The organism is Kistimonas ophiarachnellae (assembly GCF_057552235.1).
On sequence record NZ_BAAJPA010000031.1, the window covers coordinates 1 to 8,964 of the forward strand.

The 8,964-nt window shown below is 55.6% G+C and carries 2 protein-coding genes; both read right to left on the bottom strand.

What is annotated here, in order from left to right; all coding sequences use genetic code 11:
• A partial coding sequence (locus AC27K1_RS21410) for an Ig-like domain-containing protein (RefSeq protein WP_487152828.1) occupies positions 1–2,528 on the bottom strand: 2,528 nt, incomplete at its 3' end.
• Positions 2,529–2,579: 51 nt separating this feature from the next.
• Positions 2,580–8,957, bottom strand: a complete 6,378-nt coding sequence (locus AC27K1_RS21415) for an Ig-like domain-containing protein (protein WP_487152829.1) — start codon at positions 8,955–8,957, stop codon at positions 2,580–2,582.
• Positions 8,958–8,964 lie beyond the last annotated feature (7 nt).

The following is an 8,964-nucleotide window of genomic DNA, read 5'->3' on the forward strand; positions in this document are numbered from 1 at the left end:
CTGGCAAGGCTGTCGAAATCCGTGCCCGGAACAAACTGGAGCTGGTTGTTGACGATGCTGACCGTGCCCTGGCCGCTTAATGGATTGCCGTCACCATCGACAATCTGCACGCTGTCGAGAGTGAAATTGGCCGGATTATCGTTGTGATCCGCGTCCGTGTCGTCGGCCAGTACGTCAATGGTCAGGGTTTCATTCTCATGGCCTGTGGCGGTGTTGGCTGTCGCCACCGGTGCATCGTTAGTGCCGGTCACCGTGATGGTGGCCGTTGACTCAGAGGTAGCCCCTTCGTCATCGGACATCACATATCGAACGACCACTGTCGCACTTTCGCCACTGGCCAGACTGTCGAAGTCTGTACCCGGCACAAACTGCAGCTGGTTGTTGGCGATGCTGACCGTGCCCTGACCCGTGACGGGATTCCCGTCTCCATCAACGATCTCCACACTATCCAGGCTGAAGTTGGCGGGGTTGTCGTTGTGATCCAGATCCGTGTCGTCGGCCAGTACGTCAATGGTCAGGGTTTCATTCTCATGGCCCGTGGCGGTATTGGCTGTCGCCACCGGCGCATCGTTGGTACCGGTCACGGTAATCGTCACATCGGCCGTGGCTGTAGCGCCCTCCCGGTCTGAAATCCCGTACCGCACGGTCACCGTGGCCGTTTCACCACTCGCCAGGTAATCAAAATCCGTTCCCGGCGTGAATGCTATCTGCCTGTCTGTGACAACCACACTGCCTTGGCCGCTTAACGGCTCTCCATTACCATCTACTATGACGGCACTGTCCAGGTTCAGGGTGTCATAGCTATCATCCCCGTCAGAATCGGAATCATTGACCAGAACATCCAGCAGCAACGTCTCATTTTCCAGGCCACTGCCCACATCCGCCTGCGCAACCGGAATATCATTGGTGCCCGTCACGGTAACCGTGACAAGCTGCTCAACCGTACTGCCATGGTTATCCGCAATCGTAAACCGGTAACGGATAACCATCTGTTCCTGATTGTCCAGGTAAGCATAAGCGGAAGGGTCAACCGTCATCTGGTTGCCGCTGACATGGATACCACTGCCATCACCACTGACCAGCCGGACACTGTCCGCCTGGACAGACAGTGTATCGCTGGCGTCAAGGTCACCGGCATGGGTCAGCAGATCCAGGGTATAGCGGTTATCGGCATCCCCACTCTCCGATGTCACCGCCCGACTGACAAACGGCGCATCATTGCTTCCCGTTATCGTCAGCGTCACCGTCGATTCAGACGCGGCGCCAAAACGGTCAGACATCGTGTAACGCACAACAACCGTCGCGTCTTCCCCTGCCGCCAGCGCCTCAAAATCCCTGCCCGGAACAAACGCCAGCTGATTATTGACTATGCTGACCTGCCCCGTTCCCGTATCGGCCATACCCTCAACACGCACAATCGTCACGGTGTCGAGGCTGAAGTTGGCCGGGCCGTCATCCGTATTGGCATCTTTATCATTGGCCAGTACGTCTACGACAAATGACGTATTCTCTTCCCCGGTACCACGATCCGCCTGGGCAACCGGAATCTCATTGACGCGCATCACGGTTGAGAATACCGGTTCGTCTGACGACGCCTGTTCCTTTTTATTCCTGGTACCCGGAGAAGTGTCGACGGGTTGCCCACTTTCTGAGGAATCAATGGTCAAAACACTGGAACTGGTTCTGCTTACCGTGACAGAGGTATCCAGCTTCTCTTCATCGATATTCAAGCCACCCTGTTCGTTGTAGCCGGAAGAACGCTCACTGGCTGGCGACTGCTGGCGTGTAGAAGTTCCATCAATACTCTGGGAGATGACCGTGTAATCAAACTGGCTGCTGTCGGTTTCCTGGGCATCTTCCGGCATGAAAGGGTTATCCGACTCATCTGAAAACGACTGCTGGCGTGCAGGCGTTCCATCAACGGTCTGGGAGATAACCGTATAATCGGTCTGACCGCTGTCGGTTTCCTGGGCATCTTCCGGCATGAAAGGGTTATCAGACTCATCAGAAAACGACTGTGGACGTGTAGCAGATTCCTCAACGGTCTGGGAGATAACCGTATAATCGGCCTGACCGCTGTCAGTGTCGTCAACATCTTCAGGATCGACAGGATTATCCGATTCGCCTGAAGACGTCTTTTGTCGTGTAGAAGATTCCCAAGGGGTCTGGGAGGGAACCGTATAATCAGCCTGGCCGCTGTCAGTCTCTTCAACGTCTTCCTGCCCAGGAGGATTCCCGGACTCACCGTCCGCCTGTGGATTACCGAACCGGTCATAGGTCACGCCGTCCACCACGATAACAGGCTCATTGGCGCTGTCACCGTCAGCCGACTCGCCAGTCTCCTCCTGATCATCGTCTGCTACAACCGCCTGTTCGGCCGATAACGTTTCAGACGTTCCCTCTTCAGAATACCCCTGCGATACCTGTGCTTCTTCAGCCGGTACCTGAGTCCCCTCTGTCGATGCACCTTCTGGCATCGGCGCCTTTTCCGGCTCCGGGCCCGCTTGCTGATTATCCTGGTCTGCCATAAAACCTCCCTGTCAATGGCATGTAATCATCACGATTCATCCCTGAATCACTCAACCGTCAATCTGCAGGTTTCCGTTCTGCAGCAGCGTATTCAAAATAGCCGTATTATCCCCCAGTCCCGACAGGTCAACGCCCTCCAGAATAATTTTCTGGGTCACATCGCCGCTGGCCCCGTCTGGTTTAATATCGATTTCGGTGTTGCCGCCATTGACGCTGACTGTCAGGTATTGGTCCAGCGTCGTTTCCGTCTCACCGGAGAGCAGCTGACTGAGGTCAATCGTGTCACCTCCGGCAGAGGCGTCAAAATCCATGATGGTATCAATGGCAACCCCGGCCGATGTGCCTTCGTGACCGGCAATCCATACAAAACTGTCTGAGCCCGTCCCGCCGGTCAGGGTATCAGAGCCGGCACCACCGATCAGGAAGTCATCCCCGTCCATTCCCAGCAAGGTATCATTACCCTCACCGCCATCAAGTAAATCAACGACTGCAGTACCCTGGAGATTGTCGCTTAGCTCCATTCCGGCCACTTCATTGGCAACATGAAAATTGATGACTTTTTCGTCACTTTCCAGGTTACCGTCACTGACCCGGAACCGCAGGCTGTCGTAATCCCTGCCGTTGGCGTCCGGTTCCGGCGTGAAGAGCAGGTTGCCAATATCCCCGGCGGCAATGGACTGATTCAACGATACAGTCACACCACCAAGAGTAAGACTACCGGCTGCAGGCAGGCTGGTAATGGTCACCGACTGCAGGGTGTCGCCATCAACGTCTGAGAAACCAAACTCTGCGGCGCTGAAGGTATGGGAACCATCTTCAGTCATGGTCAGGGTATTGTCTGCCGCCCCGGGCGCACTGTTCAGGGGCTTGATCACCACATCGATATCATACTGAGCCACCGGGGTGCTTCCCTGCTGTTCTACCGGCTGCACATTGACTACCAGAGTAAAACTGTCGTCTGCATCAGCCGGGGCTGTCAGCTCCAAAACGGAGAGATCCCAACCAGATACATCAATCGCAGCCCCCGTACTGGTGGCGGTTTTATTGGTTGGGTCACTGGTATCTGTCAACACATAGCCGGAGGGAATATTGGTCAGGGTGATTATTGGTGCAGAACTGTCGTCTACATCAGTCACTGAGACGCTCAGGTCAATGGCTACCGGCTCCCCTTCAACCCCTGTGAGCAGCGGATGGGTGGCGCTATCAATCTCACTGTTGTCGGCGCTTTGGGCAACCACAGAGATAGAGTCGACAGCAACATTGGCACTTATGCCTGTGGCACTGATATCGGTAAAGCGAACCACCGTATCACCGTGGTTCTGGGCAGTGAATTCAAAGGTGAACCAGCGATTCCACGAAACATCGGTACTGATGGTCTGGCTGAGCAGCACTTCATTAGTGGTAGCATCCAGGACATCCACCCGAACCGATTCCTGCACCCCGTCGGCGTTGCTGCGATAAGCGCCTTTCAGTTCATAGATGACACCGGCGGAGGTCTGAATAGCCTGTTCTACAGAGCCTGTCGGGGCTTCATCCCCCATATTCAGCCACATCAACCCGCCAGCACTGACGGCCGCCGGCCCGCTGGTCGTCCAACCTGTCTCTCCATCACTAAAATTGCCATTGGTGATCAGTTCAGTGTCCAGATCGGGAGACTTGGGATTATTCAAGGTTGTGGTCACCACCGCCGCATCGTTAACAGCCGTCACATCAAAGGTCAGCGTTTGCTCTGTACTGCTGACGCTGCCGTCACTGACGGTAAACGTCAGATCAGCATAACCGGTGCCATTGGCATTGGCGGCGGGCGTGAACACCAGATCACTGATCTCTGCCGCAGAGATCACCTGGTTGGCCGTCACCGCTAACCCTTCCAGGGTCAGGCTGCCCGCCGCTGGCAGGCGGGTAATGGTGACCGACTGCAGGGTGTCGCCGGTATCCACATCACTGAAGTTAAAGTCTGCCGCCGTGAAAGTATGGCTGCCATCTTCGTTGATAGTCAGCGTACTGTCCTGGGCGGTGGGCGCGTCATTGATGGCGTTCACATTAAAGAAAATCGTTGTCGCTTCACTGTCAGCGACCCCGTCATTAACGGTGAATTCCAGGTCGGCATATCCGGCGCCGCTGGCATCGGCCGCAGGCGTAAACACCAGGTGATCAATGTCAGCCACATTGATCACCGTGTCTTCGTCCACTGGTGAGCCGTTCAACGTCAGGTCGCCGTTTGACGGCAGACGGGTAATGGTGATCGACTGCAGGGTATCTCCGGTATCCACATCATTGAAGTTAAACTCTGCCGCCGTGAAAGTATGGCTACCATCTTCACCGATTGTCACCGTCCTGCTCTGGGCGACAGGCGCGTCATTGGTACCGGTAACGGCGATGGTCAGCGTTTCCGTGGTGGTATTGCCACTGTCATCTGTCGCGGTCACCGTGAAGCTTTCTGTCTCCACTTGCCCGCTGGCCAGTGACTGATCATCCAGTACGTAACTCCACTGCCCGTCGGCATCCAGGTTCAGGGTGCCATAGGTACCGGCCTGATCCGTTATCGGGGTGAAGCTGACCACGCTGTCATCGTCCAAATCACTGACCGTCAGTACCCCGGCTGTCGCACCGGTGTTCCTGGGGGTGATCTCGTTAACGGCCACATTGCCATTGGGGGAAATATCATTACCAATAAAGGTCAACCGGATCTGGTCCGTGGTCACCGGCGGGAATGTCAGGGTATTGATTTCACCGGCGGTGTCGTGCGTGTGACAATCGACCCAGTTACCCTCACTGTCCCGGTAGGCCACTGTTACCTGATCGGACCCATAAGGGGTGTCATTGCCAATCACATAAAAATCAATGACCACCTCGTTGACGGTCTGGCTACCATCAAGCATCAGGGTAAATTGCGGCTCTTCACTCACGACGCTGGCAGCATATGACCAGTAGCTTGCTTCAGCATCATTTCCGTCAATAGCCCTGGCAGGGACTCTGTTATTGTTGGCCCAGTGGGTCGCTGAAGCACTGCTTACAGCGACTGCGCCCCCGCCCTCAGTGACACTGGCTGCCACCGGCAGGTCGCTGATCTCCGGGGCATTCTCGTCCACCCGTGTGACAGTGACCACTGACGTCATCGCCTGTGTTGACAGGTTCCCGTCGCTGGCCGTGGCAGTCAGGACGAATGAGGTCAGATCCGTCCCCTCATCACTGTTGATGGCATCGACACCGGCCTGGGTCAGTGTCACCTCGCCGGTCGCGCTGTTGATGTCAAAATAGCCGTCATCATTACCACCGGTCAGACTGTAGCTGAGGGTGTCGCCATCACCATCCGTGGCCTGGAAAGTTGCCACCACATCACCGACATTAATGCTCTCCTCCGTGAGGGTATTGCCTGCAGAGCTCCCTGCCACCGGCCCGTCGTTGGTGCCGGTAACCGTGATGGTGACTGTTGAGGTTCCGGCGGCCCCCTCGTCATCGGACATCACATAGCGCACAGTCACCGTGGCGGTCTCGCCGTCATCCAGGTAATCAAAATCACTGCCCGGCTCGAACACCAGCCGGTTGTTGCTGTCGATACTGGCGACGCCATGGCCGGTCAGCGGATTGCCGTCACCATCGACAATCTCAACATTATCAAGACTGAAGTTGGCCGGAGTATCGTTGTGGTCCGCGTCCGTGTCATCGGACAGTACGTCAATGGTCAGGGTTTCGTTTTCATGGCCCGTGGCGGTATTGGCCGTCGCCACCGGCATGTCGTTGGTGCCGGTGACCGTGATGGTCGCCGTTGATTCTGACGTGGCTCCCTCGTCATCGGACATCTGATAGCGCACAGTCACCGTGGCGGTCTCGCCGTCGGCCAGGTAATCAAAGTCACTGCCCGGCGTGAACACCAGCCGGTTGCTGCTGTCGATGCTGGCGACGCCATGGCCGGTCAGTGGATTGCCGTCACCATCGACAATCTCAACATCGTCGAGACTGAAGTTGGACGGATCATCACTGTCATCCAGGTCGGTGTCGTCGGCCAGTACGTCAATGGTCAGGATTTCGTTTTCATGGCCCGTGGCGGTATTGGCCGTCGCCACCGGCGTGTCGTTGGTGCCGGTGACCGTGATGGTGACCATTGAGGTCGCGGTGGCCCCCTCGTCATCGGACATCACATAGCGCACAGTCACCGTGGCTGTCTCGCCACTGCCCAGATCATCAAAGTCACTGCCCGGCTCGAACACCAGCCGGTTGTTGCTGTCGATGCTGGCGACGCCCTGGCCGGTCAGTGGATTGCCGTCACCATCGACAATCTCAACGTCGTCGAGACTGAAGTTGGACGGATCATCGCTGTCATCCAGGTCGGTGTCGTCAGCCAGCACGTCAATAACCAGGTTTTGGTGCTCATTTGCAGTGGTGGCGTTATCGGGTGTCGCCACCGGCGTGTCGTTGGTACCGGTAACCGTGATGGTGACCGTTGATTCGGACGTGTGCCCTTCGTCATCGGACATCACATAGCGCACAGTCACCGTGGCGGTCTCGCCACTGCCCAGGTAATCAAAGTCACTGCCCGGCGTGAATACCAGCCGGTTGCTGCTGTCGATGCTGGCAACGCCATTGCCGGTCAGTGTGTTGCCGTCAGCATCGACAATCTCAACATCGTCGAGACTGAAGTTGGATGAGTCATCGTCGTGATCCGCATCCGTATCGTCGGCCAGTACGTCGATAACCAGGGTTTCGTGCTCATGCCCCGTGGCGAAATCAGGCCTCGCCACCGGCGTGTCGTGGGTGCCGGTGACGACAAGGGTGACCATTGATTCGGATGTGGCCCCCTCATCATCAGCCATCTCATAACGTACGGTTACCGTGGCAGATTCACCCGGCAACAGGTAATCAAAATGACTGACCGGATTAAACTGCAGCTGGTTACTGACAATGCTGGTGACACCCTGGTTCGTTACTGTATTACCGTCAGCATCGACAACACTCACATTCGTGAGACTGAAATTGGCCGGGTTATCGTTGTGATCGACATCCGTGTCGTTATCCAGCAGATCATTGATCGTGAGAATCGTATTCTCGCCGGTGGTGTATGGGTTGGACAGGGTGATGGCTAAATCATCAATGGCCCACTCATCATATGCATTATTAGCATGATTAGATTGCCGCAATTGAAATTGAATACTTGGCTGTTGAAGGTCGCCTGTCAGTGTTTCTTCAACCCTGTTCCATTGGTGAAAATCAGACAACTCTGTATACTCATTATGAATCTGCCAGGTACTCCCTCCATCTGTCGAATACTCCAGTACCACATGGTCGTTAGCGTCGACGCTCTCTCCACCATTACTGCTATTGCCATAAATGAGATTAAAGGAAATCGTACCGCCAGCGCTCGTATCCATGGCCTCCGTTGTCACTGATCGGGTACCTGAACCGGTGAAGCGCAGGGAATCACCGTCACCGCCAAACAGATCATTAACAGAACCGTTCTCTATCGTTAATCCTGCGGTCACGCCATCATTGAAACTGTACGCTGCAGAGTTATCCTCCGGGTCAGCATTAGCCACGGGCGCATCGTTGGTGCCGGTGACCGTGATGGTGACCGTTGATTCAGCGCTGATATCGTTTTCATCGGACATCACATAACGCACGGTGACCGTGGTGCTCTCACCACTGGCCAGGTAATCAAAGTCACTGCCGGGGTCGAACAACAACTGGTTGTTGCTGTCAACACTGACGCTGCCCATGCCAGTCAGCGGATTACCATCACTACCGATAATCTGAACCAGGTCGAGACTGTAGTTTTCCGTGCTACCGGTGTTATCTGCCGTTCCGTCATTAGCCAGTACGTCGATGGTCAGGATTTCATTCTCGTGGCCAGTCGCCTCGTCAATAACCGCAACCAATTCAACGGCACCCTCACTACTTCCATGTACTGACAACTGAACACTACCGGTTGCCGTTGCCCCTTCATCATCAGACATCACGTAACGTACCCTGACCTTGGCGATCTGGCCGTCGGTCAGGTGATTAAAATCACTGCCAGGGACAAACTGCAACTGATTATTGTGGATGCTGACGGTGCCCATGCCGGACACGGCATTGCCAAAATCATCGACAATCTCAACAGTGTCGAGGCTGAAGTTGGCCGGGATATCATTGTGATCCAGGTCGGTGTTGTTACTCAGCACATCAACGAGCAGGGTCTCTGTCTTGTGGCCGCTGAAACCATAGCCGCTGGCTACCGGCGTGTCGTTGGTGCCGGTGACCGTAATGGTGGCCGTTGATTCTGACGTGGCCCCCTCGTTATCGGACATTTCATAGCGCACGATCACCGTGGTGCTCTCGCCATTGGCCAGGTAATCAAAGTCACTGCCCGGATCAAACTGCAACTGGTTGCCGACGATGCTGACGGTGCCACGGTTCGGCAGCGGGTTGCCGCTACCATCGACAACCCCCACGCTGTCA